Source organism: Streptococcus sp. HMSC074B11 (assembly GCF_001808705.1).
Lineage (GTDB): Bacteria > Bacillota > Bacilli > Lactobacillales > Streptococcaceae > Streptococcus.
On sequence record NZ_KV794260.1, the window covers coordinates 115,227 to 140,772 of the forward strand.

Annotated in this window: 25 protein-coding genes and 1 tRNA gene; 22 read left to right on the forward strand and 4 right to left on the reverse strand. The window is 39.2% G+C overall.

What is annotated here, in order from left to right; translation table 11 throughout:
- The first annotated feature begins 20 nt into the window (after positions 1 to 20).
- From HMPREF2619_RS03700 to HMPREF2619_RS03765, 14 genes are all read left to right on the forward strand, one after another.
- Positions 21 to 617 carry a divisome accessory protein ZapJ gene (locus tag HMPREF2619_RS03700; RefSeq protein WP_070459119.1) on the forward strand — a complete coding sequence of 199 codons (597 nt, stop codon included), beginning with the start codon at positions 21 to 23 and terminating at the stop codon, positions 615 to 617.
- An 11-nt stretch (positions 618 to 628) separates the two neighbouring features.
- Positions 629 to 1,963 (forward strand): UDP-N-acetylmuramate--L-alanine ligase, encoded by a 1,335-nt coding sequence (gene murC / locus HMPREF2619_RS03705; RefSeq protein WP_070459121.1) that lies wholly within the window; start codon positions 629 to 631, stop codon positions 1,961 to 1,963.
- 8 nt (positions 1,964 to 1,971) lie between these two features.
- Positions 1,972 to 2,487, forward strand: a complete 516-nt coding sequence (locus HMPREF2619_RS03710; protein WP_070459123.1) for a GNAT family N-acetyltransferase — start codon at positions 1,972 to 1,974, stop codon at positions 2,485 to 2,487.
- A complete protein-coding gene (locus HMPREF2619_RS03715) occupies positions 2,484 to 2,978 on the forward strand; it encodes a GNAT family N-acetyltransferase (RefSeq protein WP_070459125.1) in 495 nt (164 codons plus the stop codon). Before HMPREF2619_RS03710 ends, HMPREF2619_RS03715 begins: the two co-directional genes overlap by 4 nt.
- An 81-nt stretch (positions 2,979 to 3,059) precedes the next feature.
- Complete coding sequence (mltG, locus tag HMPREF2619_RS03720) at positions 3,060 to 4,838, forward strand: endolytic transglycosylase MltG (protein WP_070459127.1); 1,779 nt, start codon at positions 3,060 to 3,062, stop codon at positions 4,836 to 4,838.
- Between the two features lie 354 nt (positions 4,839 to 5,192).
- A complete protein-coding gene (gene greA, locus HMPREF2619_RS03725; protein WP_000818756.1) occupies positions 5,193 to 5,675 on the forward strand; it encodes a transcription elongation factor GreA in 483 nt (160 codons plus the stop codon).
- Between the two features lie 82 nt (positions 5,676 to 5,757).
- A complete protein-coding gene (locus HMPREF2619_RS03730; protein ID WP_070459129.1) occupies positions 5,758 to 7,131 on the forward strand; it encodes an amino acid permease in 1,374 nt (457 codons plus the stop codon).
- A 99-nt stretch (positions 7,132 to 7,230) separates the two neighbouring features.
- On the forward strand, positions 7,231 to 7,641 hold the full coding sequence (locus tag HMPREF2619_RS03735; protein ID WP_083279582.1) for a GNAT family N-acetyltransferase: 411 nt from the start codon (positions 7,231 to 7,233) through the stop codon (positions 7,639 to 7,641).
- 147 nt (positions 7,642 to 7,788) lie between these two features.
- Complete coding sequence (locus tag HMPREF2619_RS03740; RefSeq protein WP_070459132.1) at positions 7,789 to 7,998, forward strand: helix-turn-helix transcriptional regulator; 210 nt, start codon at positions 7,789 to 7,791, stop codon at positions 7,996 to 7,998.
- Complete coding sequence (locus tag HMPREF2619_RS03745) at positions 7,988 to 8,461, forward strand: DUF6773 family protein (protein ID WP_070459134.1); 474 nt, start codon at positions 7,988 to 7,990, stop codon at positions 8,459 to 8,461. The genes HMPREF2619_RS03740 and HMPREF2619_RS03745 overlap by 11 nt, the downstream gene beginning before the upstream one ends.
- Positions 8,451 to 8,939, forward strand: a complete 489-nt coding sequence (locus tag HMPREF2619_RS03750; protein ID WP_070459137.1) for a DUF6773 family protein — start codon at positions 8,451 to 8,453, stop codon at positions 8,937 to 8,939. Before HMPREF2619_RS03745 ends, HMPREF2619_RS03750 begins: the two co-directional genes overlap by 11 nt.
- Before the next feature lie 107 nt (positions 8,940 to 9,046).
- Complete coding sequence (locus HMPREF2619_RS03755) at positions 9,047 to 10,507, forward strand: nicotinate phosphoribosyltransferase (RefSeq protein WP_070459139.1); 1,461 nt, start codon at positions 9,047 to 9,049, stop codon at positions 10,505 to 10,507.
- Complete coding sequence (nadE, locus tag HMPREF2619_RS03760; RefSeq protein WP_070459141.1) at positions 10,504 to 11,328, forward strand: ammonia-dependent NAD(+) synthetase; 825 nt, start codon at positions 10,504 to 10,506, stop codon at positions 11,326 to 11,328. Before HMPREF2619_RS03755 ends, nadE begins: the two co-directional genes overlap by 4 nt.
- A 534-nt stretch (positions 11,329 to 11,862) precedes the next feature.
- A complete protein-coding gene (locus HMPREF2619_RS03765) occupies positions 11,863 to 12,405 on the forward strand; it encodes a GNAT family N-acetyltransferase (RefSeq protein ID WP_070459143.1) in 543 nt (180 codons plus the stop codon).
- A 44-nt stretch (positions 12,406 to 12,449) separates the two neighbouring features.
- Here HMPREF2619_RS03765 and HMPREF2619_RS03770 read toward each other — a convergent pair whose 3' ends face one another.
- The 4 genes from HMPREF2619_RS03770 to HMPREF2619_RS03785 form a co-directional block, all read right to left on the reverse strand.
- Positions 12,450 to 13,532 (reverse strand): M24 family metallopeptidase, encoded by a 1,083-nt coding sequence (locus HMPREF2619_RS03770; protein ID WP_070459145.1) that lies wholly within the window; start codon positions 13,530 to 13,532, stop codon positions 12,450 to 12,452.
- Between the two features lie 115 nt (positions 13,533 to 13,647).
- Positions 13,648 to 14,430, reverse strand: a complete 783-nt coding sequence (gene gatD / locus HMPREF2619_RS03775; RefSeq protein ID WP_070459148.1) for a lipid II isoglutaminyl synthase subunit GatD — start codon at positions 14,428 to 14,430, stop codon at positions 13,648 to 13,650.
- Entirely contained in the window at positions 14,430 to 15,773 is a 1,344-nt protein-coding gene (gene murT, locus HMPREF2619_RS03780; RefSeq protein WP_070459150.1) for a lipid II isoglutaminyl synthase subunit MurT, read from the reverse strand. Before murT ends, gatD begins: the two co-directional genes overlap by 1 nt.
- Positions 15,774 to 15,871: 98 nt before the next feature.
- On the reverse strand, positions 15,872 to 17,188 hold the full coding sequence (locus HMPREF2619_RS03785; protein WP_070459153.1) for an FAD-containing oxidoreductase: 1,317 nt from the start codon (positions 17,186 to 17,188) through the stop codon (positions 15,872 to 15,874).
- Between the two features lie 339 nt (positions 17,189 to 17,527).
- Here HMPREF2619_RS03785 and HMPREF2619_RS03790 point away from each other — a divergent pair, with 339 nt between their 5' ends.
- From HMPREF2619_RS03790 to vex3, 8 genes are all read left to right on the forward strand, one after another.
- Positions 17,528 to 19,105 (forward strand): degradosome RNA helicase CshA, encoded by a 1,578-nt coding sequence (locus HMPREF2619_RS03790; protein ID WP_070459156.1) that lies wholly within the window; start codon positions 17,528 to 17,530, stop codon positions 19,103 to 19,105.
- Between the two features lie 271 nt (positions 19,106 to 19,376).
- Positions 19,377 to 20,165, forward strand: a complete 789-nt coding sequence (gene codY / locus HMPREF2619_RS03795) for a GTP-sensing pleiotropic transcriptional regulator CodY (protein WP_000940719.1) — start codon at positions 19,377 to 19,379, stop codon at positions 20,163 to 20,165.
- A complete protein-coding gene (locus tag HMPREF2619_RS03800) occupies positions 20,165 to 20,740 on the forward strand; it encodes a cysteine hydrolase family protein (protein WP_070459159.1) in 576 nt (191 codons plus the stop codon). Before codY ends, HMPREF2619_RS03800 begins: the two co-directional genes overlap by 1 nt.
- A gap of 81 nt (positions 20,741 to 20,821) precedes the next feature.
- Positions 20,822 to 20,907, forward strand: a tRNA-Leu gene (locus HMPREF2619_RS03805).
- Between the two features lie 283 nt (positions 20,908 to 21,190).
- Positions 21,191 to 21,802, forward strand: a complete 612-nt coding sequence (locus HMPREF2619_RS03810) for a CPBP family intramembrane glutamic endopeptidase (protein ID WP_070459161.1) — start codon at positions 21,191 to 21,193, stop codon at positions 21,800 to 21,802.
- Between the two features lie 125 nt (positions 21,803 to 21,927).
- Positions 21,928 to 23,205 (forward strand): ABC transporter permease, encoded by a 1,278-nt coding sequence (locus tag HMPREF2619_RS03815; protein WP_070459163.1) that lies wholly within the window; start codon positions 21,928 to 21,930, stop codon positions 23,203 to 23,205.
- Between the two features lie 13 nt (positions 23,206 to 23,218).
- Positions 23,219 to 23,851, forward strand: coding sequence for an ABC transporter ATP-binding subunit Vex2 (gene vex2 / locus HMPREF2619_RS03820; protein WP_006150586.1), 633 nt, complete (start codon positions 23,219 to 23,221; stop codon positions 23,849 to 23,851).
- A 258-nt stretch (positions 23,852 to 24,109) separates the two neighbouring features.
- A complete protein-coding gene (vex3, locus tag HMPREF2619_RS03825) occupies positions 24,110 to 25,489 on the forward strand; it encodes an ABC transporter permease subunit Vex3 (protein ID WP_070459165.1) in 1,380 nt (459 codons plus the stop codon).
- Positions 25,490 to 25,546 lie beyond the last annotated feature (57 nt).

The window sequence follows — 25,546 nt, forward strand, 5'->3', positions numbered from 1 at the left end:
AGTATTGAAAGGAAATAAATATGACACAAAAACGATTTCCAATAGTGGCAGATGATGAAGTCATGTTGACAGAAATGCCAGTTATGAATCTCTATGATGAGTCTGATTTCATCAGTAATATAAAAGGTGATTACCAAGATAAAAACTACTTGGAATGGTCTCCAATCACTGAAGAAAAAAAGCAAGAGGAAGCCAAGCCTCTTGTAAAACCGATTGAGAAAAAAGAAAAATCCTATGCTGAATTAGCGCGTGAAGAAGCGCGCGCGGATTTGAAAAAGAAGCGCTCGGCTAGATATTTGACTCAGGATGTGAGTCATACGAGACGTCAAACGAAACCAAGCCATGTGCGTCCATCAAATCAACCGACAGCACCTTTTCAAAAGGAAAATCCAGGAGAATTTGCGAAATATAGTCAGAAGTTAGGTCAGTCTCACTATATTTTGGCAGAAACAGTTTCTCAAGTGGAACATCCAATTTCAGATGGTGAAACAAGTCATTCCAAGAAAAACAATTATGACTTTTTAAAGAAAAGCCAAATTTATAACAAAAAAAGTAAACAAAAAGAACAAGAACGTCAAGTGGCACAAGAGCTTAACTTGACTAGAATGAGCGAATAGAGGGGAAGAAAATGGCAAAAACCTATCATTTTATCGGAATCAAAGGATCAGGTATGAGTGCCTTGGCTTTGATGTTACATCAAATGGGGCACAAGGTGCAAGGTTCTGACGTTGAAAAGTACTATTTTACACAACGTGGACTAGAGCAAGCAGGGATTACAATTTTACCGTTTGATGAAAAAAATCTTCAAGGTGACTTAGAAATTATCGCTGGTAATGCCTTCCGTCCAGATAACAATGTTGAAATTGCTTATGCTGACCAAAATGGTATCAGCTACAAACGTTATCATGAGTTTCTTGGTAGCTTTATGCGTGACTTTATTAGTATGGGAGTTGCTGGTGCACACGGTAAGACTTCAACGACTGGGATGCTTTCTCACGTCTTGTCACACATCACTGATACAAGCTACTTGATCGGAGATGGTACAGGTCGTGGTTCTGAAAATGCCAAGTATTTTGTCTTTGAATCAGACGAGTATGAGCGCCATTTCATGCCATATCATCCAGAGTACTCTATCATCACTAACATTGATTTTGACCACCCTGACTATTTCACAAGCTTGGAAGATGTCTTCAACGCCTTCAATGATTATGCCAAACAAATTACCAAAGGTTTGTTTGTCTATGGTGAAGATGCTGAGTTGCGTAAGATTACGGCTAATGCTCCGATTTACTACTATGGTTTTGAAACAGAAGGTAATGACTTTGTAGCAAGTGACTTGCTTCGTTCTACAACAGGTTCAACCTTTACCGTTCACTTCCGTGGTCAAGAGTTGGGCCAATTCCACATTCCAACTTTCGGTCGCCACAATATCATGAATGCCACAGCAGTGATTGGTTTGCTTTATACTGCTGGCTTTGATTTGAATTTAGTGCGTGAACACTTGAAGACTTTTGGAGGAGTGAAACGTCGCTTTACAGAAAAGGTTGTTAATGATACGGTTATCATCGATGACTTTGCTCACCATCCAACAGAGATCATTGCGACTCTTGATGCTGCACGTCAAAAATACCCAAGCAAGGAAATCGTGGCTATCTTCCAACCACATACCTTTACTCGTACCATCGCCTTGTTGGATGATTTTGCTCAGGCCTTGAATCAGGCTGATGCAGTTTACCTCGCACAAATCTATGGATCTGCTCGTGAGGTGGACCATGGTGATGTCAAGGTAGAAGACCTTGCCAATAAAATCAACAAGAAACATCAAGTTATCACAGTTGAAAATGTTTCTCCACTCCTAGACCATGACAATGCTGTCTATGTTTTCATGGGAGCTGGCGATATCCAAACTTATGAATATTCATTCGAACGTCTCTTGTCTAATTTGACAAGCAATGTTCAGTAAGGAAAATCATGGAATTTCCAATTAAAATCAGGGAAGCACAGCAATCAGATATAAATCAGATTTGCTTGATACAAGAAAGTATTTCAAACTCCCTAGAAGTATTGAATAGAGAAATAATAGAAGAACGTATCCGCAACCATGCGGGTACGTTTCTCTTAGCTAGCCTGGATGATCAAGGGATTGCTTATATCACTGCGACGACACCTCCTATTCCCTCTTTAAGAAAATGGATGCTTGAGATCGGAGATGAGGAATTCATTAGTGAGAACTCAATCATCCTTGAAGATTTAGCTGTCGATCCCGATTTTCAGGGGCAAGGCTTTGGAACCTTGTTGCTAGCAGCTTTGAAGGAAGTTACCCGTCAGCAAAATAGACCAGGTATTTATCTGCTTTGTGAGGATGAGTTGCTGGCCTACTTTGAAATGAATGGATTTGTGGAACAGGGGATCGTAGATGGAGAAAGGAGCAGTGAAGTTGCCTTTCTCATGCGTTGGCAGAATCCCTATTATCAGGAGGAACTATGATTATTAGACAAGCTAGATTGACAGATTTAGATCGTATCTTTGAAATTGAACTAGAAAATTTTTCAATTGAAGAAGCCATTCCTCGTCCTGTTTTTGAAGCTCATCTGAAGGAAATTAAGACCAGTTTTTTAGTAGCTGAAAAAGAGGGGGAAATAGTAGGCTATATTGAGGGACCAGTAGTCCCTCATCGATATTTACAAGACCAGTCCTTTACAGAAGACATTAAAGATTATAGCTATCAAAAAGGTGGCTATATCTCTGTGACTTGTCTATCCATTGCTAAGAAAGCTCAAGCTTTAGGTGTCGGACGAAAATTATTGACGGCTTTAAAAGATCTCGCTCTTGAGCATGAGCGTGAGGGAATCAATCTAACCTGTCATGACTATCTCATTGGCTATTATGAAAAACATGGTTTTGTGAATGAAGGAAAATCCAAGTCGACTTTTGCTGGTGAAGAATGGTATGATATGGTCTGGGAAAACACGAATTAGGCATCAGAAAGGCATCTATGGTTGCTTTTCTTTAGTTTTTAAGATATAATATTATGGATTATCAACAAGGAGGTAACACCTTTGAGCGAAAATTCTCGAGAAGAAGAAAAGTTAAGTTTTAAAGAACAAATTTTAAGAGATTTAGAAAGATTAAAAAGAGAAGACGGCATCGCGAATACTAAAAGTAGCAACGATGATTTGTTTTCAAATTTAAGTAATAGTTCAGAAGCGGAAAAAGCAGCGGAAGAACCTTCTGTAGAAGACTTGATGGCCAATTCTGTTTCTTTAGTGGATGAATTGCTTGCTAATGCTCCAGCAGTTCCACCACGTCCAGTTTTACAAGATGATTCAGTTGAAACTTCTGTAGCTTCAGAACCAGTTGTATCTTCAGAGCCAGTTGTATCTTCAGAGCCAGCTGTAGTTTCAGAGCCAGTTGTAGCTCCAGATCCTCTACCATCAACGGAAGCTGTTGAACCCGTCAAGCCTCTTGAACCTGCTCAACCAGCGGAAGAAGAGAAAGAGTTCAATGCTATTTCGGCAAGGATTCCAGTTTCTTATCGTACGAATCAGGCTAAACCAAGTCCTGCTAGAAAGAATATTAAACCTCAACCGAAACCAACAGTTCTTGCAAAAGAAACTCCAAGTCAAGAGCCAGTTGCTCCAGTTGAAACTAGAACTGAACTTCCTAGAAGAAGTCGTAAAGAATCAGTGAAACCAATCAAGAAAAAGAAAAAATCACGCTTGAAAGGATTTTTCGTAACAGTATTTGTTTTATTGATTTTACTAGGTGTGGGTGGATTCTTTGGTTACCGTTATGTCGAATCTGCACTCCAACCGGTTGATGCAAATTCAAAACAGTATGTTACGGTTCAGATTCCAGAAGGGGCCAATCTTCAGCAAATTGGTGATACCTTAGAAAAATCTGAATTGGTAAAACACGGTTTTATCTTTAGCCTTTATGCTAAGTATAAAGACTACAATGATTTGAAATCTGGTTACTATAATTTACAAAAGAGCATGAGTACAGATGATATCATCAAAGAATTGCAAAAGGGTGGAACGCCTCAACCTCAAGAAGTTGCACTTGCAAATCTTACAATCCCTGAAGGTTATACCCTTGATCAAATCGCACAAACAGTTGGTCAGCTTCAAGGAGACTTTAAAGAACCTTTGACTGCTGATGCCTTCTTGGCAAAAGTTCAAGATGAAACCTTCATCTCTCAATTGGTTGCTAAGTACCCAACCCTTCTCGAAAGTCTACCAACTAAAGAAAGTGGTGTTCGTTATCGTCTAGAAGGATACCTATTCCCAGCAACTTATGCTATCAAAGAAAGCACAACTATTGAAAGCTTGATTGATGAAATGGTGGCAGCTATGGACAAAAACTTGTCAGCACATTACACTGCAATCAAAGAAAAGAATTTGACAGTGAATGAACTCCTCACCATTGCATCACTTGTGGAAAAAGAAGGATTGAAAACTGACGATCGCAAACTGATCGCTGGAGTTTTCTATAATCGTTTGAACCTTGGTATGCCACTCCAAAGTAACATTGCTATTCTCTATGCAGAAGGTAAGCTAGGACAAAATATTAGCTTGGCAGATGATGCAGCAATTGATACAACAATCAATTCACCTTATAATGTTTATACAAACCTTGGCTTAATGCCTGGCCCAGTAGACAGTCCAAGTCTAGATGCAATTGAAGCAAGTATCAATCAAACTAAGAGCGACTATCTCTACTTTGTAGCCAATGTACAAGATGGTAAGGTTTACTTTGCAACGACACGAGAGGAACATGATCGAAACGTTGCAGAGCATGTTAACAGTAAATTGACACAATCAAGTAGTTCAAACTAACTCTTAGAACAAGATTTGCTATTACATCCGTGAATGTTGAAGATAATCTCTTCTTTTCACGATCAAAGCAAGTCACACCAGTCTTTCCGCTATGATTAGAAACGCCTGAAATTCACAAGTTTTAGGCGTTCGGAAATTGCGAAAGTAAATCCTACCTAATTATTTGAACCTTAGTCTAGAAGTGATAGAATCATTAGGTTTAGGCACAGATTTTAAAAGGTCGATACTGACCAAAATCATTTAAGGAAAGCTTTTAAAAGACTTTGTCTTCATTGTAAAATTATGTGGTTTACCACATAATTTTGCTTTACTACCTAAAGAAATTTAAATTTAATCAAAAGAAAGTTGAGAAAAATGGCAGAAAAAACATATCCAATGACCCTTGAAGAAAAGGAAAAACTCGAAAAAGAATTAGAAGAGTTGAAACTAGTTCGTCGTCCAGAAGTTGTAGAACGCATCAAGATTGCGCGTTCATACGGTGACTTGTCAGAAAATAGTGAGTATGAAGCAGCTAAGGATGAGCAGGCCTTCGTTGAAGGACAAATCTCTAGCTTGGAAACCAAAATCCGTTATGCTGAGATTGTTAATAGCGATGCAGTTGCTCAAGATGAAGTTGCTATCGGGAAAACAGTCACTATCCAAGAAATTGGTGAAGACGACGAAGAAGTATATATCATCGTGGGATCAGCGGGTGCAGATGCCTTTGCAGGTAAAGTATCAAATGAAAGCCCAATTGGGCAAGCCTTGATTGGTAAGAAAACAGGTGATACTGCTACGATTGAAACACCTGTAGGAAGCTATGATGTTAAAATCTTAAAAGTAGAAAAAACAGTTTAGTAGGAATGAAAAGAAGGAGTAGATATAGGGAAAGCGCTTCCCATCACTCCTTTTCTTAATTCTAAAAACTAGAGGAGACTATATGAATTCAGAAAATAAGCACAAAAAGAAAAATAAAATGGAACGTGGGTTAACCAATCGCCATGTTCAGGTTATGGCGATTGCAGGAACAATTGGAACAGGACTTTTTCTAGGAGCTGGACGTTCCATTAGTTTGACAGGTCCGTCAATCGTCTTGGTCTATATGATTACAGGTGGCTTTATGTATCTTATGATGCGTGCTATCGGGGAAATGTTGTACCAAGATCCGGAGCAACATACCTTTATCAACTTTATTACCCGTTATCTTGGTCAGGGCTGGGGTTACTTCTCAGTCTGGTCATACTGGCTCTCAGTAGTCTTTATCGGAATGGCCGAGATTACGGCTATTGCTCACTATGTTCAGTTTTGGTTTCCATCCTGGCCATCTTGGTTGATTCAGGTTGTATTTCTGACAATTTTGGGATTGGTCAATCTGATTGCTGTTAAAATCTTTGGTGAAGTAGAATTTTGGTTTGCTATGATCAAAATTGTGGCCATTCTCGCCATGATTGCAACAGGGGTCTTTCTTGTCTTGACCGGTTTTGAAACTCCATATGGTTCAGCAAGTCTTGCCAATATCAGTGAACACTTCTCACTTTTCCCAAATGGTGCTATGAACTTTGTCATGGCCTTCCAGATGGTTTTCTTTGCTTACTTGATGATTGAATTTATCGGTGTTACTACATCTGAAACCAAGGATCCAAGAAAAGTCTTGCCTAAGGCTGTTAAGGAAATTCCCTTGCGAATTATCTTTTTCTATGGTGGAGCTCTCTTAGCCATCATGTCTATTATTCCTTGGCGTGAGCTTTCTGCAGCAGATTCACCATTTGTAACGGTATTTGAACTTGTTGGTCTTAAGTGGGCGGCAGCTTTAATTAACTTTGTAGTTTTGACTTCAGCTGCATCAGCCTTGAATTCAACCCTGTACTCAACAGGTCGTCATTTGTACCAAATTGCCCATGATTCACCAAATCGTTTCTTGAAAGCTATTAAGGCAGATACACTCTCACGTCACAACGTTCCTCAGAATGCTATCATTGCTTCTGCCGTATTGATTGGTTTTGCAGCCTTCATCAATGTCCTTCCAGGCGTATCAGATGCCTTTGCTTTGATTACAGCTTCTTCATCAGGTGTTTATATCGCTATCTACATCTTGATCATGGTAGCCCATCTCAAATATCGTAAGTCTAAAGACTTTATGTCGGATGGCTATCTCATGCCTCAATATCGCTTGCTAAATCCTTTAACAATGCTCTTCTTTATCTTTGTATTTGGAACCCTCTTTTTACAAGAATCAACTGTAATGGGAGCTCGAGGTTCAGCAATCTGGATTGTTGCATTTGGTATTTATAGCCAATGGAAGTTTAGAAAATAAGTCAGAAGCTCATCAACTTAGGTTGGTGAGTTTTTTTAGTTTGACAGTTCTTTAAAATAGGAATATAATCAAGGCGTAAGTGTCTTGGAGGAGGGTTTGATGCACATTAGATTGGAGAATACAGAGTCCCAGAAAGCACAGGAGATAGGGGATTTGATTCGCTCCTATAATCGTTCCAAAAGAGAAACTTCTGAAAGTGAGCCACTAAACCTTTATGTCGAAGATGAACATGGTCAACTCCTGGCTGGTTTAGTAGCAGAGACCTTTGGGAATTGGCTAGAAATCGAGTATTTATTTGTGAAAGAAGACTTGCGAGGACAAGGAATCGGCTCCCAACTATTGCAGCAAGCAGAGAGTGAAGCTAAAAAGAGAAACTGTCGCTTTGCTTTTGTGAATACTTATCAATTTCAAGCGCCAGCCTTTTATCAAAAGCAGGGCTACAAGGAAGTCTTTACCTTAAAAGACTATCCGTATACTGGACAAAGGCACTATTATCACAAAGATTTGTAAACAGAGAACTCTCTATCATGTAAGTGGTAGAATTTTTTGTTAAAAAAATCGCACAAAACGACAGATATATATTGCATAATGTAAAATATATGATATAATGAACTTAGAAAGAAGCGCAACTTTTTAAAATCTAAAAGGAGGTAAGAAGTGGCTAAGAATTTAAAATTAAAACTCGCTCGAGTAGAGCTTGATATGACACAAGGTGATTTGGCAGAAGCTGTGGGTGTCACTAGGCAGACTATCGGCTTGATAGAAGCTGGAAAGTACAATCCTAGTCTTTCCATTTGCCAGTCCATTTGCAGATGCTTAGGTAAAACTTTAGATCAATTATTTTGGGAGGAAGAAGATGAAAAATAGAAAAAAACTTGTTATCAAAGATGAACGTACGGAAAAATTGGATGGAAATATTTCAGGAGAAATTCTCTTGGGAATGTACCTATTTTTGGCACTGGAAATTTTTGCCAAAGTTTATATTTTCAATTTAACACTTCTGTCCTATTTGCCAGAATTACTTTTATTGATCGGAGTTGGTTTGTATGCCATTATTCGCCGCATGTATGTAGGAATTGATATTCGGGATATTGTAGAGAATACTGGAAAAGAAAGAGTTTTATCTGCTTTGGGATTTTCTATAGTGATTTTATTGATTGATATCGTAGGAAATCACGAGGAGCTGGTCAGTCTATTGACTTGGAAGTACTCCCTAAAAGTGGTTCTAGCAGTTATCATCTATCTCGTTGGGAGTTATTCTATGGACCGAGTTATCCTATACTTGAATCGCAGAAATCAGCAAGTTTGGGAGGAAGAAGATGAAAAATAAATTTTATTATTATCAATTATTAGATGAAAGAGAAGAGCAACAACTTCATAAAGCTGGTGCAGAGAGTTTTCATATTTCTATCGGATTATTGTTTCTAGCTTATTTCATATCAGTGTTAGCACCAAGCCTTTTTAATCCTAGCATGATTCTCGCTATTATTATCATAGGGAATTTTTACTTTATCAATCGTGCTAGAAGTCTAGGTGTGACCTACTATAGTCGTTTTCATTTTACAATTTTAGGATGCCTGTTATTAACTCTAGTGATTACAGCTACCTTGATGCTACAAAACTACCAGTTCAATATCGAAATTTATCAACACAACCCTCTACATCTTAAATACATTTCTGCTTGGGGCTTTACCTATCTCTTTTATCTTCCTTGGGTCTTCCTTGGAAACTTAGGTTTGAAAAGTTATGGTGAATGGGCTCAGAAGAAGTATGAGAAGGATATGGATGAGTTCGAGAGCATAGAATAGCTTGTTAGCTTTTTATCAATATCGATAAAATGTGTTATAATAGTACTAATTTATGAGAAAAGAAGAATTATTTTCTTCTTTTTACAAATAAGGAAGAAGGACAGTATATGTACCCAGATGACAGTTTAACATTGCACACGGATTTGTATCAAATTAACATGATGCAGGTTTACTTTGACCAAGGGATTCATAATAAGAAAGCGGTTTTTGAAGTTTATTTCCGCCAACAACCGTTTAAAAATGGTTATGCTGTATTTGCAGGTTTGGAACGAATTGTGAAATACCTTGAAAACTTGCGTTTCTCAGATAGCGATATAACTTATTTGGAATCACTTGGTTATCACGGCGCCTTCTTGGAATATCTCCGTAATCTCAAGTTGGAATTGACTGTACGTTCTGCTCAAGAAGGGGACTTAGTATTTGCTAATGAACCGATCGTTCAAGTGGAGGGACCTTTGGCTCAGTGTCAGTTGGTTGAAACAGCACTTTTAAATATCGTCAACTTTCAAACCTTGATTGCGACCAAGGCTGCTCGTATTCGTTCAGTCATTGAAGATGAGCCTTTGATGGAGTTCGGTACACGTCGTGCGCAAGAGATGGATGCAGCTATCTGGGGAACTCGTGCTGCTGTCATTGGTGGTGCCAATGGAACTAGTAATGTACGTGCAGGTAAACTCTTTGGGATTCCGGTTTTAGGGACTCACGCCCATGCCTTGGTTCAAGTCTATGGGAATGACTATCAGGCTTTCAAGGCTTATGCCTCAACTCACAAAAACTGTGTCTTCCTAGTGGATACCTACGATACTCTTCGGATCGGTGTTCCAGCAGCAATTCAGGTTGCGCGTGAACTTGGTGACAAGATTAATTTCCTTGGTGTTCGTATTGATTCTGGAGATATCGCCTATATTTCTAAAAAAGTTCGTCAACAACTGGACGAGGCAGGATTTACTGATGCTAAGATTTACGCATCAAATGACCTTGATGAAAATACCATCCTTAACCTCAAAATGCAAAAAGCTAAGATTGATGTCTGGGGGGTAGGAACTAAGCTCATCACAGCCTATGACCAACCAGCACTTGGGGCAGTATATAAGGTTGTTGCCATCGAAGATGAGAATGGTCATATGCGCAATACCATTAAACTTTCAAACAATGCAGAGAAGGTTTCAACACCAGGTAAGAAACAAGTTTGGCGCATCACCAGTCGTGAAAAAGGCAAGTCAGAAGGTGACTACATTACCTATGATGGTGTCGATGTTGCTAGTATGACTGAAATCAAGATGTTCCATCCAACCTATACTTACATCAAGAAAACTGTCCGTAATTTTGATGCTGTTCCTCTCTTGGTAGACATTTTCAAGGAAGGTAAGCTAGTCTATGATTTACCAAGTTTACCTGAAATTCAAGCCTATGCTCGTAAGGAATTTGACAAGCTCTGGGACGAATACAAACGTGTCCTGAACCCACAACATTACCCTGTCGACTTGGCTCGTGATGTATGGCAAGATAAGATGGACTTGATTGATAAGATGCGTAAGGAAGCTCTAGGTGAAGGAGAAGAAGAATGACCTTACAAGAAAGTATTATTCAACAATTAGGAGTAAAGCCTGTGATTGATCCACAGGAGGAAATTCGTCGTTCTGTTGATTTCTTAAAAAGATACCTGAAAAAACATCCTTTTTTAAAGACATTTGTCTTAGGAATTTCTGGAGGACAGGATTCGACCTTGGCAGGACGCTTGGCTCAGCTAGCTATGGAAGAAATGCGAGCTGAAACAGGTGATAACAGTTATAAATTTATCGCTGTACGCCTGCCTTATGGAGTGCAAGCTGATGAAGCAGATGCTCAAAAAGCCCTAGCTTTTATCCGACCAGATGTGAGCTTGGTCGTTAATATCAAGGAATCTGCTGATGCTATGACAACAGCAGTGGAAGCAACAGGCAGTCCTGTTTCAGATTTTAACAAGGGGAATATCAAGGCTCGTAGTCGTATGATTGCTCAATATGCACTCGCAGGAGCTCATAGTGGAGCAGTTATCGGGACTGACCATGCTGCGGAAAATATCACAGGTTTCTTTACCAAATTTGGTGACGGTGGTGCAGATATTCTCCCGCTTTATCGCCTCAATAAACGCCAAGGGAAACAACTCTTGAAGGAACTTGGAGCTGATCCAGCCCTCTATGAAAAAATCCCAACAGCAGATTTGGAAGAAGAAAAACCAGGTATTGCAGACGAAGTAGCTTTAGGAGTTACTTACAATGAAATTGATGATTACCTCGAAGGTAAGCAAGTCAGCCAAGAAGCCCAAGCAACCATTGAAAAATGGTGGTACAAAGGCCAACACAAACGCCACTTACCAATCACAGTGTTTGATACGTTTTGGGAGTGAGACAGAAATCGGTAACTCGAAGAGTTCGATTTCGTCGTCTCACCCCCGCAACGATGACTAGGCTTGAAAAAACTTGCTAAAGTGCATTTCAAGCCAGACAGCGACTGCGTCAAGTAACTAGATGAAAAAATTGTTTTATATCTGTTACTGAGTATAGTCTTTTTACCCTGAGCCTGAAAATAGAAAAGCGAGGAAAGTCCGGGGGACTTTTTACCCTTTCACCTAGAAATGAGAAAGAGAAGAAGGTCCAGTGGACCTTGAACCCCGAGTCTAGAAATAGGGAAACGAGGCAGGTCGGTAACTCGAAGAGTTCGATTTCGTAGTCTCACCCCCGCAAGGCTGACTAGGCTTGAAAAAGCTTGCTAAAGTGCATTTCAAGCCAGACAGCTACTGCGTCATAAAATTAGAGGAAACTGTTGTTTTCTCAATGTTTATGAGTAAAGTGTTTTTACCCTGATCCTAGAAATAAGAAAACTAAGAAGGTCCAGTGGACCTTTTTAGCTTGAACATTCAAATAGAAAGCGAGTTACGATTATGAAATCCATAGGTACAAAGACATTACATACCGAACGGTTGATATTGAGACGCTTTTGTGAAACTGATGCTCAAGCCATGTTTGATAATTGGGCTTCACGCTCAGAAAATCTAACTTATGTGACTTGGGATCCACACCTGAATGTCGAACAGACTCGAAACTCTATTGGCAATTGGGTAGCATCCTATGACAATCCTAACTATTACAAATGGGCCATTTGTCTCAAAGAAAATCCAGACTATGTCATTGGAGATATTAGTCTGGTCAGTATGGATGAAGAAAAATCTAGCTGTGAGATTGGATATATCTTAGGAATGAACTACTGGGGACGAGGACTCATGACAGAAACCTTGAAGGCAATTTTATCATACTGTTTAGATGAGATTGGATTTGAAGAGGTTGATGCTTGCTATGCAAGTTTAAATCCCGCCTCTGGTCGTGTGATGGAAAAGGCGGGTATGACTTTTTGGAAGATGATTCCTAATGCAGTTGAACGAAAAGGTTATATCGCTGATAAAATTTATTATCAAATCAAAAAATAAGATGGAAAAGTTATTCTTTTCCATCTTTTTTTAAAATATACTTTTTAATCAAAATAAAGTAAATCTTTGCTGGTACTTGTAAAGAGGTCGAAGCCATCCTTCGTTACAACACCGCAGTCTTCGATACGGACACCGACTTTACCAGGAATATAGATACCAGGCTCAACTGAGAAGCACATGCCTTCTTCGATGACCATGTCGTTTCCTTCCATGATTGAAGGGAATTCGTGGACATCCATACCGATACCATGACCGAGACGGTGGTTGAAGTACTCACCGTAGCCAGCTTTTTCGATTACTTCACGAGCCGCACGGTCAACCTCATGAGCTGTTACACCAGGTTTGATAAAGTCAAGGGCAGCTTGTTGAGCTTCTAGAGTCAAGTTGTAAATATCCTTCTTGAATTGGTCAGGTTTTCCAACAGCGACTGTACGAGTCATATCTGATGCATAGCCATTGACCATCACACCGAGGTCAAAGAGGAGAAGTGCATTGTTTTCAACCTTATTGGCTCCAGGAATACCATGTGGATTCGCAGCATTATCACCAGTCAAGACCATGGTATCAAAGCTCATTTCATAGCCTTCACGTTTCATAGCAAAGTCGATTTGCGCAATGATATCAGTTTCCGTATTATCAAGAGAGATATTGTCAAAACCAACTTTAACAGACTTGTCGGCGTAAACACCTGCAACCATCATCTTTTGCACTTCGTCAGCTGATTTAATCAAGCGCATACGTTGGATCAATGGAGTTAAGTTATCAAACTCAGCAGTTTCAAAGACAGTTTTCAAACCGTGGTATTTAGTCAAGATGAGATTGTCAAACTCAACTGCTACACGTTTGAAATCAAGTTGTGGCAAAGCATTTTGAATTTTCTTCCAAGGATTTTCAGAGTCCACATAACCAACAACTGGGAAAGAGACAGTGCTAGTTGCACGCTCAACCTCAAGGGCTGGAACAAAGAGAAGTGGTTCCTGGTCTGCAAGGACAAAGAGGAACATTTGGCGTTCGTGTGGATCACTGTAAAAGCCAGTGAGGTAATTGATAGTGACGGGGTCAGATACGACTGCGACGTCTAACTTTTCAGATTCGAGATATGTTACAATTTGTTGTAATTTAGACATATGTTACCTTCTTTCTACCCCTCTATTTTTGCAAAAATTAGTAGAAAATGCAAGGGAGAAGGGGAAAAGAAACTAAAAAAATTCCAACAGCTAATAGCATGTTGGAATCTAAATATTAATTGAAGTCTGCCTTGCTTTTAACATCGCTGTATTCTTCAGCAACTTCTTGGCTAAGGATATCCTCGTAAGTTGGTAGAACAATGTCCTGACCATATTTTTTCTTAAGAGCAGTAGTGACCAAGCGATAGGCTAGGTTGGCGTTACGAGATAAGATAGGCCCGTGGAAATAAGAACCAAAAACATTTTTATAGTGAACGCCTTCACCGATTTTCTCTTCATTATTTCCGTTTCCGTATACGACCTGCCCCAATGGTTTTTGGTCATCTGAGAGGAAGGTGCGGCCTTGGTGGTTTTCAAAGCCATAGTAGGTTTCATCAAACTCTTCATTATGAATTTTAATGTCACCGATGAAGCGGTTGTTAGTTTGATTAAGGGTATAGTGTCCCATGACACCAAGACCTTCGATGCGTCTTCCAGAAGCTTCAATATAGTATTGGCCTAATAGCTGGAAGCCACCACAGATAGCAAGGACGACACCATCATTTTGGATAAAGTTGTCGATACTTTCTTTTTTAGCAGGCAAATCACCAGCAATGATACTTTGTTCAAAGTCTTGGCCACCGCCGAAAAAGGCAATATCGTAGTGATGTTCATCGAAATCATCATGGAGAGAAACGATGTCAACTGTTACGTGAGCACCCAGCTTTTCAGCCACATACTTGAGCATGAGGATGTTTCCATTATCCCCGTAGGTGTTCATGAGATTCCCATAGAGGTGGGCGATATTTAGTTGGTAAGGATAATTGCCGTCTTTTGAGGAAAGTGAAGTATAAACCATTAGTTCATCTCCTTTCTAACAAGCTGACGATTGGCTAGTAATTCTCGAAATTCCAGCATAGCCGTATATGTCGCAAGGATATAGGCATGCTTGCAGTCTTGAGCTTCGATTGTTTTGAGAACTTGTTCCAGGCTACTTGTTTCAGTGATTTTGTCAGCTGGATAGCCAGTAACACGTAGACGACGAGCAATTTCAGAATGACGAACTCCACCTGCATTGATTTCAGGAATGTCCATATCCGTAATTTGCTCAAAGTCAGCATCCCAAATCCAGCTGGTATCAATCCCATCAGCATAGTTAGCATTGAGGAGAACAGATAGACTAAATGGGTAAGGAGCTAGCTTGATCATTTCGATGGCCTGGGTAGCACCAACAGGATTTTTAATAAGAACCAGTGTGCATTCCTTGTCACCGATATGGAAGGTTTCTTGGCGTCCAAAGACAGCACGGCTCTTGTCAAAACCTTGCTTGATAAGTTGTGGCTCAGCTCCGAGGAAGCGAGCAATAGCAACCGCAGCCAGAGCATTGTAGATGTTGTAGAGACCGCCGATTTGAATACCGTATTCTTGACCGTCGATGACAAAGCGAGAGCGATTGTTGGTCAATTCAACCAGTTCAGTCAGACGATAATCCAGCTCAGGACGCTTGCATCCACAATTATCACAGATATAAGCTCCCAAGTTGGCATATGTATTTAGCTCATATTTCAAAATACTTTGACATTCAGGGCAGAGGATACCTTCAGTATTGTAGTGAGCAAGCTTTGCTGGACCTTTTTCTAGATCAAAACCAAAATACTGAACAGGATTTGAAATTGCAGGCTTGTAGAAAAGCGGACTATCACCGTTTAGAAGAACAGTAGCAGTAGGAACTTTTCGAATAGCGTCCAAAATCATGTTGTAGGTCGTATAAATTTCACCGTAGCGGTCCATCTGATCGCGGAAGATATTGGTGATGACGAAAAGGCTAGGCTGGATGTAGTCACAGATACGTGAGAGACTAGCTTCGTCGATTTCAAGTACTGCTATATTTTTTCCAGTTTTTGAAGATTTTGCAGTCAAGAAGGTAGTTGTAATCCCTGTGATCATGTTGGCACCACTTGGATTGGTCAAAACTTGACCATAAATTTCCTTTAGGATACCAACAGTGAGAGCGGTCGTCAAGGTTTTTCCATTGGTACCAGTAACCACAACAATCTCGTAGTTCTTCGCTAAATGTTGTAAAATATCTTTATCAAGTTGAAGGGCAAGTTTTCCAGGGAGAGTACTTCCACGTCCAAGACGACTCAAAATAAAATGAGAAGAACGCCCAGCAAGAAGGCCCAAAGTAGTTTTTAATTTCATGTTTCTATTATATCATAAATGCTGAAAAAGACAGATTTGAGATTTTAGAAAAAGAAAAACAGCCCAAGGAGGGCTGTTTGATGCGATGAAATTTCAACTTAAATCGCAAATAAGTCATTCAAGTTCTCAGCCAAGGTTGGGTGAGTGAAGATTTGTTTTGTGAAGTAAGTGTATGGGATATTGTTGTCCATAGCAACAGTAATAATGTTGATGATTTCTTGTGATCCTTCAGAGAAGATAGTTGCACCGAGAATTTCTTTAGTTTCAGTATTGACAACAGCTTTAAAGGCTCCACGAAGGTCTCCGTTTACGTGACCACGAGGCATAGCAGCGACAGGAATTTCCTTAACAGCATATGGAAGTTTCAAATCAGCTGCTTGGCTTTCAGTCAAACCAACTTGTGAGAGTGCTGGTGTGATAAACATAGTGTTTGGAACATTGAGACGGTCTTCAAGTGTGTAACTGCCATCACCAGCAAGGTAGCTGTAAACAACACGGAAGTCATCTAGTGAAATGTAGGTAAATTGAAGTCCACCGTTGACATCTCCAACTGCAAAGACACCAGGAACGTTTGTTTGACAATGTTTGTCCACCTTGATAGCACCACGTTCAGTTAGTTCAATATCTGTATTTTCAAGTTGAAGAGGTTCCACATTTGGTTTACGTCCTGTTGCGTAGAGAAGGGCATCGAAACGATAGGTTTCATTTTCAGTCACAACAAGAACTTGGTCACCATCGTTTTTGATTTCAGTAGTATGGATATTTTGAAGCAGTTCAATGCCGTCCTCTTCCATGTATTGTTTAGCAAGAGCAGCAATGGAAGGTTCTGCGCGAGGTAGGAAAGTATCTAGAGCATCCAAGACTGTTACCTTGCTTCCAAGTTTATTGTAGAGCCCAGCAAACTCAAGACCGATATTTCCACCACCAAGGATTCCGAGTTTTTCTGGTAATTGTTCCAAGTTTTGGATACCAGTTGAATCAAAGACATTCTTGCTAGTAGATAGTCCTGGAATAGGCAATACGTTTGAAACAGCACCAGTGTTGATGACGATTGTTTCAGCAGTTAGTTCTTGTTTTTCGTCACCAGCTTGAATTTCGATGACTTTATTAGAAACAAAGTGAGCTTCAGCATCAATGATATCAACTCCAGTACCAGCGATCGTAGCATAATTTTTACCGTTAAGGCGACCAGTGATAGTGTTTTTGGTAGCAATGACTTCTTCAAATGGCAAGTCTTTCTCAGCAGCAACTAGCAAGGTTTTAGTTGGGATACAACCGATATTGATACAAGTTCCGCCGTACATCGCCTTACTACGTTCGATAAGGGCAACTTTTTTACCAGCAGAAGCCAGCTTAGCAGCCAGAGTTTTACCTGCCTTACCAAATCCAATAACAATTAAATCGTATGTTAACATTTTTATTCCTCCTGTTCGATTTTCATTCTAGCACAAGAAAAAAACTTTTGCACAAATCTGCTACGGAAAATAGTTTCAGGAACCGAATGCTCTAACAAATACTTTTTGAGTGAAGCAAATCGAAAGAAAATCGTTTACATGATTTAATCGGGAGGTTAGACTATCTTTTGCCCCTCTCTTATGTTATACTAGATAGGTTGCAAAGAAAGCAGTACTTTTCTTTTGTGGAAAAGAAGCAACACGGTCTTTCATAAAAGATGTGAAAGTACGTCATGACAAGAAAAGTATAAACTAAGCGCTATAGGATGGCTTCGCACCATCTTTAGAAAGAAGAATAACGTGAAATTTAATGAATTTAACCTTTCTGCTGATTTATTGGCAGAAATTGAAAAAGCAGGATTTGTAGAAGCAAGTCCTATCCAAGAGCAAACTATTCCTTTGGCTCTTGAAGGAAAAGATGTTATCGGTCAAGCACAGACTGGTACAGGTAAAACAGCAGCCTTTGGCTTACCAACCCTTGAAAAAATTCGTACAGAAGAAGCAACTATCCAAGCTTTGGTGATTGCCCCAACTCGTGAACTGGCTGTTCAAAGCCAAGAAGAGCTTTTCCGCTTTGGTCGAAGCAAGGGAGTCAAAGTCCGCTCAGTATATGGTGGATCAAGCATTGAAAAACAAATCAAGGCTCTTAAATCAGGTGCGCATATCGTAGTTGGAACGCCTGGTCGTCTCCTAGACTTGATTAAACGCAAGGCCTTGAAATTGCAGGATATTGAAACCTTGATCTTAGACGAAGCAGATGAAATGCTGAACATGGGATTCCTCGAAGACATCGAAGCCATCATCTCTCGTGTCCCAGAAAATCGTCAAACCTTGCTCTTTTCAGCAACTATGCCAGATGCTATCAAACGTATTGGTGTTCAGTTCATGAAAGAACCTGAGCATGTGAAAATTGCTGCTAAAGAATTAACAACAGAACTGGTAGACCAGTACTATATCCGCGTTAAGGAACAAGAAAAATTTGATACCATGACTCGTCTTATGGATGTTGATCAACCTGAGTTGTCAATCGTCTTCGGTCGTACTAAACGTCGTGTGGATGAGTTGACTCGTGGGCTTAAAATCCGTGGTTTCCGTGCAGAAGGGATTCATGGAGATTTGGACCAAAACAAACGACTTCGTGTCCTTCGTGATTTTAAAAATGGCAACCTTGATGTCTTAGTTGCAACAGACGTGGCTGCTCGTGGTTTGGATATTTCAGGTGTGACTCATGTCTATAACTACGATATTCCTCAAGACCCTGAGAGTTATGTTCACCGTATTGGCCGTACAGGGCGTGCAGGTAAGTCAGGTCAGTCTATTACCTTCGTTTCACCTAATGAAATGGGTTACCTCCAAATCATTGAGAACTTGACTAAGAAACGTATGAAAGGTCTCAAACCTGCAAGTGCAGAAGAAGCTTTCCAAGCTAAAAAACAAGTGGCTCTTAAGAAAATTGAACGTGATTTTGCAGATGAGACAATCCGTGGCAACTTTGAGAAGTTTGGCAAGGATGCTCGTCAATTAGCCTCAGAATTCAGTCCTGAAGAATTGGCTATGTATATCCTCAGCTTAACTGTTCAAGACCCAGATAGTCTTCCTGAGGTTGAGATTGCACGTGAAAAACCGTTACCATTTAAACCATCTGGTGGTGGCTTTGGTGGCAAAGGTAAGGGAGGTCGTCGTGGAGATGACCGTCGCGATCGAGATCGCCGTCGCGACAATCGACGTGGTGAACGTCGAGATGACTTCAAAAAAGGCAGTCGTAAAAACGACCGATTTGAGAAGGAAAACCGTTACCGTAAGGATAATAAAAAACCACGCAATACTTCAAGCGAGAAGAAAACTGGTTTTGTAATCCGTAACAAGGGTGATAAATAATAAAAAAAGCGGTTCACTGAGGTGGATCGCTTTTATATATAAGGAGACCGAGAGTCAAGAAAAGTTTCATACGAGAAAATAGATTTATATATTTGTTATCTTGTAATATTATATTATCAAAAATTTAGGGACCTGTCAATAAAAAAATTTAAAAAACTAGTAAAAATTTTCGAACAGTCATGAATTGCAATTCAATAAACAATTTTCAGATAATTATTGAAATAATGGTCATTTTATGATATAATGGAAGCGATTAAATACGAGGTGAAAAATGGCACATTTATTAGAAAAAACGAGAAAAATTACGTCTATCCTGAAGCGTGCAGAGGAGAAATTACAAGATGATCTTCCATATAATGCCATCACACGCCAATTAGCGGATATTATTGATTGCAACGCTTGTATCCTAAATAGTAAGGGACGTCTTTTAGGATATTTTATGCGCTACAAGACTAATAATGATCGTGTAGAGCAATTTTTCCAATCAAAAATTTTTCCTGAGGACTATATTCAAGGTGCAAATATGATTTACGATACAGAAGCAAATCTGACTGTAGATCACGAATTAAGCATCTTTCCAGTTGAGAGTCGTGCAGATTTCGCAGAAGGTTTGACAACCATTGCTCCAATCCATGTTTCTGGGATTCGTTTGGGATCTTTGATTATCTGGCGTAATGATAAGAAATTCGAAGATGAGGATTTGATTCTTGTTGAGATTGCTAGTACGGTGGTTGGTATTCAGCTTTTGAACTTCCAACGTGAAGAAGACGAGAAAAATATCCGTCGTCGTACAGCCGTAACGATGGCAGTCAACACCCTTTCTTACTCTGAGTTACGAGCAGTATCAGCTATTTTGGGTGAATTGAAAGGCAATGAAGGACAATTAACTGCTTCAGTCATTGCAGACCGTATCGGTATTACGCGTTCAGTGATTGTCAATGCTCTTCGGAAGCTCGAATCAGCAGGGATTATTGAAAGTCGTTCATTGGGTATGAAGGGAACTTATCTAAAAGTTTTAATCCCAGATATTTTTGAAGAAGTGAAAAAGAGGGACTATTAATGGCTAAGGCTTTAATTTCGATTGACTATACAGAAGATTTTGTAGCGGATCATGGAAAATTGACAGCAGGAGCTCCTGCTCAAGCAATATCAGAAGCAATCAATCAGGTAACTAGATTAGCATTTGACCGTGGAGATTATATTTTCTTTACCATTGATGCTCATGAGGAAAATGATGTATTTCATCCAGAAAGTAAACTATTTCCCCCTCATAATCTGATTGGGACTAGCGGGCGTAATCTATATGGTAAGTTAGCTGAATTTTATCAGGAACAGGCCCAGGATAGTCGTGTTTTCTGGATGGACAAACGTCACTATTCGGCTTTTTCTGGCACAGATTTGGATATCCGTCTGAGAGAGCGTCGCGTGGATACAGTTATCTTAACAGGTGTTCTTACAGATATCTGTGTCTTGCATACGGCTATCGATGCCTATAATCTCGGGTATCAGATAGAAGTTGTCAAGCCAGCAGTCGCATCTATTTGGCCTGAAAACCATCAGTTTGCACTTGGACATTTTAAGAATACATTAGGAGCGAAACTCCTTGATGAAAATCTAGTTGAAATCAAAGAATAATGTATTCAAAAAAACTGAAAAAAATCTGAAAAAAGTGTTGACAAAGTTATTGAAAGTTGATATACTAGTAAAGTAATCGACGCGGGGATGGCGGAATTGGCAGACGCGCAGGACTAAGGATCCTGTGACCGCTTTAGGTCGTGAGGGTTCAAGTCCCTCTCTCCGCATAGGAAAAGAGTTAGCTTCGGCTAGCTCTTTATTTTTTGAAATAGGTATAGTGAAAAACATACAAGATAGTTTTTTGTATGTTTTTTGTTTTCTTTTAAAAAGTGTTACAATATAGATAAAAAAGAAGGAAAAGAAATTAGTTTTAAAAAAATAGAGAGAGTAGTGTAGAAAAGTTTAATCTATCCTAGTTTATAACGGTAATTATCGGGAAAGCTTTCATAGTTAAAGACTTGTATTTCCTGATTTAAAATAGGTATTTCAAAAATGTAAAGGAGGATTACGATGGTTAATGAACTTCAACGAATCATAAGTGCCTTTATTCAAATTCTCTTTATTATTTTACTACCTTCTATCTGGTGGTTTCTGACTGTGAGGGGGAAAGTCCCATTTATAGAATGGATTGGTTTAAAATCTATTAAAAGGGTTAAAGATTCTGATCTGATCTCATGGATAATTGTTGGGTTTCTCTTATTTACTATTTTTTATATGTTTGTCTTTCCTCTAACACGTAGTATAGAAACGGCTACTTCGGCTTTTTCTGGTATGGGCTATAAGGCTTTACCAAGTATTCTAATTTACAGTATTTTGCAAACATCTTTGCCAGAGGAACTGCTATTTAGAGGATTTCTACTGAAACGAATGGCAAATCACATGCCGTTTGTCTTTGCAAATACGATACAGGCTATCGCTTTTGGATTGCTTCATGGAGTATTATTTACTTCAGTAGTAAGTTTAGAAGTCACTTTTTTCATTATATTTTTTACTGGAGCAATAGCAGCTTATCTTGGTTTTGTTAATGAAAAGAAAGCTGGAGGATCCATTTTAACAAGTTGGATCATACATGCACTAGCTAACATCCTGTCTGGTTTAGTTGCTGCATTTTCTCTGTTTTAATCTGGGGGATTTATAAATATAAAGTCAGTAGAAATACTGGCTTATTTTATTTCAAAAATTTTTCTTATTTCATAAACATTTCATATTTGAATATTATAATGGTTTTACAAATATGGAGGTGCTATATGAATCCCACTCAAAGAGCTTGGGCTTACGTCAGCAGAAAACGACTGAGAAGTCTCATATTATTCCTGATTTTATTTGTCTTATTGGCTGGAATATCGGCTTGTCTGACGCTCATGAAGTCTAACAAAACAGTAGAAAATAATCTCTATCGCTCATTGAATACGTCTTTTTCGATTAAAAGAATAGAAGCAGATCAGACCTTTCAACTGTCTCAACTAGACGAGCTTAAAAAGATAAAAGGTCTTGAGGAGATTTCCCCAGAGCTTGAGACAATAGCTAAGTTGACTGACAAAGAAGTGGTTACTGGAGAACAAAGTATCCAAAGAGATGATTTGACAGAGGCTGAAAAAAATCTCATCAGTTTAATTGCTTTGAAAGATTCTTCCAAGGACGTTTCTTTTACAAGTTCTGCCTTTACCCTTAAAGAAGGAAGACATATCCAAAAAGGGGATAGTAAAAAAATCTTAATCCACGAAGATTTAGCAAATAAAAACAATCTAAAAGTAGGAGATAAGATTAGCTTAAATCCTGCTCAAGTTGAAGGAAATAGTGGACAAAGGCTAGACTATGAAATCGTAGGTATTTTCTCAGGTCAAAAACAAGAGAAATTTACCGGTCTCTCATCAGACTTTAGTGAAAACACGGTCTATACAGACTACGAAAGTAGCCAAACTCTTCTTGGAAATAAGGAAGCTCAAGTTAGCGCCGCTCGTTTCTATCTAGAAAATCCAAAAGATATGGATAGTATCATTCAAGAGGTTGAAAAGTTATCTCTGGAAACGAAAGGTTATCAAGTTGAAAAGGAAAATAAGGCTTTTGAACAAATAAAGGATTCAGTTTCGACCTTCCAAACCTTCCTACAGATTTTCCTCTATGGCATTATGATTGCTGGTGTAGGAGCGCTGATCTTGGTCTTGTCACTTTGGTTACGAGAGAGAGTCTACGAGGTTGGTATTTTATTGGCACTAGGTAAGGGAAAAGGAGCAATCTTTAGCCAATTCTGCCTAGAAGTCATCATAGTTTCATTGGTATCTATTTTGCCGGCATTTGTAGCTGGAAATGCCATTACTTCCTATCTCTTGAAGACTGTACTAGCAAGCGGTGACCAAGCTGCCCTACAAGATACGCTAGCAAAAGCGACTAATTTTTCAACAAGTCTTCTATCATTTGGAGAATCTTATATTTTCCTACTTATAATCAGCTGCTTGTCAGTTGCACTTTGTTTCCTATTTTTATTTAGAAAATCACCGAAAGAAATTTTATCATCCATCAGTTAATAAAGGAGAAATTATGACTTTACTACAATTACAAGATCTTACTTATCGTTACAAGAACACTGCAGAAGCAGTATTATATAAAATCAATTACGATTTTGAACCTGGCAAGTTTTATAGTATTATCGGAGAATCAGGAGCTGGGAAGTCAACACTCTTATCTCTATTAGCAGGACTAGATAGCCCAGTCGAAGGTGCTATCCTATTCGAAGGCAAGGATATTCGTGAACAAGGTTATTCTTATCATCGCATGCACCATATCTCGCTAGTTTTCCAAAACTATAACTTGATTGATTATCTTTCTCCATTGGAAAATATCCGCTTGGTTAATAAAAAAGCTAGCAAGGATACCCTTCTTGAACTTGGTTTAGATGAAAGTCAAATCAAGCGGAATGTTCTCCAATTATCAGGTGGACAGCAACAACGGGTTGCCATTGCTCGTAGCCTTGTATCGGAAGCACCAGTGATTTTAGCAGATGAACCAACAGGAAACCTAGATCCTAAGACTGCTGGAGATATTATCGATTTGCTCAAATCTCTTGCTGAGAAAACAGGCAAGTGTGTGATTGTTGTGACCCACAGTAAGGAAGTGGCACAGGCGTCAGATATTACACTTGAATTGAAGGACAAGAAACTGACTGAAAAATAGAGTCTACTTCTTAAACTTTTGGAATTGCTTTAGTAAACTATTAAGGAATTATAAACGAAGTGATTCTTAAACAGTTATTTCCCGCTATAGTGGTATCCTAGATAATAACTTTGTTATTATCTAGGACGGGATTTTTGAGACAGATGGCTCAAAAATTAGGGATGAAATTCTAAAATGAAGTTGCTCCCGTCCGCACTATTTAAGGGAAATAAAGAAATATAAAAACATATAAGCGAAGTAAATCTAGAAAGGAATCTTATGTTACACAACGCATTTGCCTACGTCACAAGAAAATTCTTTAAGTCTATTGTGATCTTTCTTATCATTCTCTTGATGGCTAGTTTGAGTTTGGTCGGCTTGTCTATCAAGGGTGCGACAGCCAAGGCTTCTCAAGAAACCTTTAAAAATATCACCAATAGTTTCTCCATGCAAATCAACCGCAGGGTCAATCAAGGAACTCCACGTGGTGCTGGGAATATTAAGGGTGAGGACATCAAAAAAATTACCGAGAATAAGGCTATTGAGTCCTACATCAAACGGATCAATGCTATCGGTGATTTGACAGGCTATGAACTGATCGAAACGCCTGAAACCAAGAAAAATCTAACGGCTGATCGAGCTCAACGTTTTGGTAGTAGTTTGATGATAACAGGTGTCAATGACTCTTCTAAGGAAGATAAATTTGTATCAGGCTCTTACAAACTGGTCGAAGGTGAGCATTTAACCAATGACGACAAGTACCAGATTCTCATGCATAAAGATTTGGCAGAAAAGCATGGATGGAAGGTAGGAGATAAGGTTAAACTCAACTCCAATATCTACGATGCCGATAATGAGAAAGGAGCTAAGGAAACAGTAGAAGTCACTATCAAAGGACTTTTTGATGGACACAACAAATCTGCTGTGACCTACTCACAAGAACTGTATGAGAATACAGCTATCACAGATATTCACACAGCAGCCCAACTCTATGGTTATACAGAAGATACAGCTATTTATGGAGATGCTACCTTCTTTGTAGCTGGGGATAAGAACCTAGATAGTGTCATGCAAGAATTAGGATCTATCAACGGTATCAACTGGAAGATGTATAGCTTGATTAAGAGTTCCTCTAACTATCCTGCCCTTGAACAATCTATCTCAGGCATGTACAAGATGGCTAATCTTCTCTTCTGGGGTAGCTTGAGCTTCTCTGTTCTTCTACTTGCTCTCTTATTGACACTATGGATTAACGCCCGTCGTAAAGAGGTTGGAATTCTCCTTTCAATTGGTCTAAAACAAGCAAGTATTCTAGGTCAATTTATCACAGAAGCACTTATGATTGCAATTCCAGCACTAATTTCAGCTTACTTCCTAGCCAACTATACTGCTCGAGCAATTGGGAATACAGTTCTTGCCAATGTCACATCAGATGTGGCCAAGCAGGCAAGTAAGGCTGCACAAGCTTCCAATCTCGGTGGTGGTGCAGAAGTTGACGGCTTTAGCAAAACACTTTCTAGTCTCGATATTTCCATTCAACCATCAGACTTTGCTATCGTTTTTGTACTTGGATTAGTTCTAGTGGTACTAGTTATGGCACTTGCTTCCAGCAATCTCCTCTTTAAACAACCAAAAGAACTTTTGATAGATAGTGAATAAAAAACCTGCTACCTATTCTCACTCAAATGAGATATAATATAGGTAGCATTTTTGATA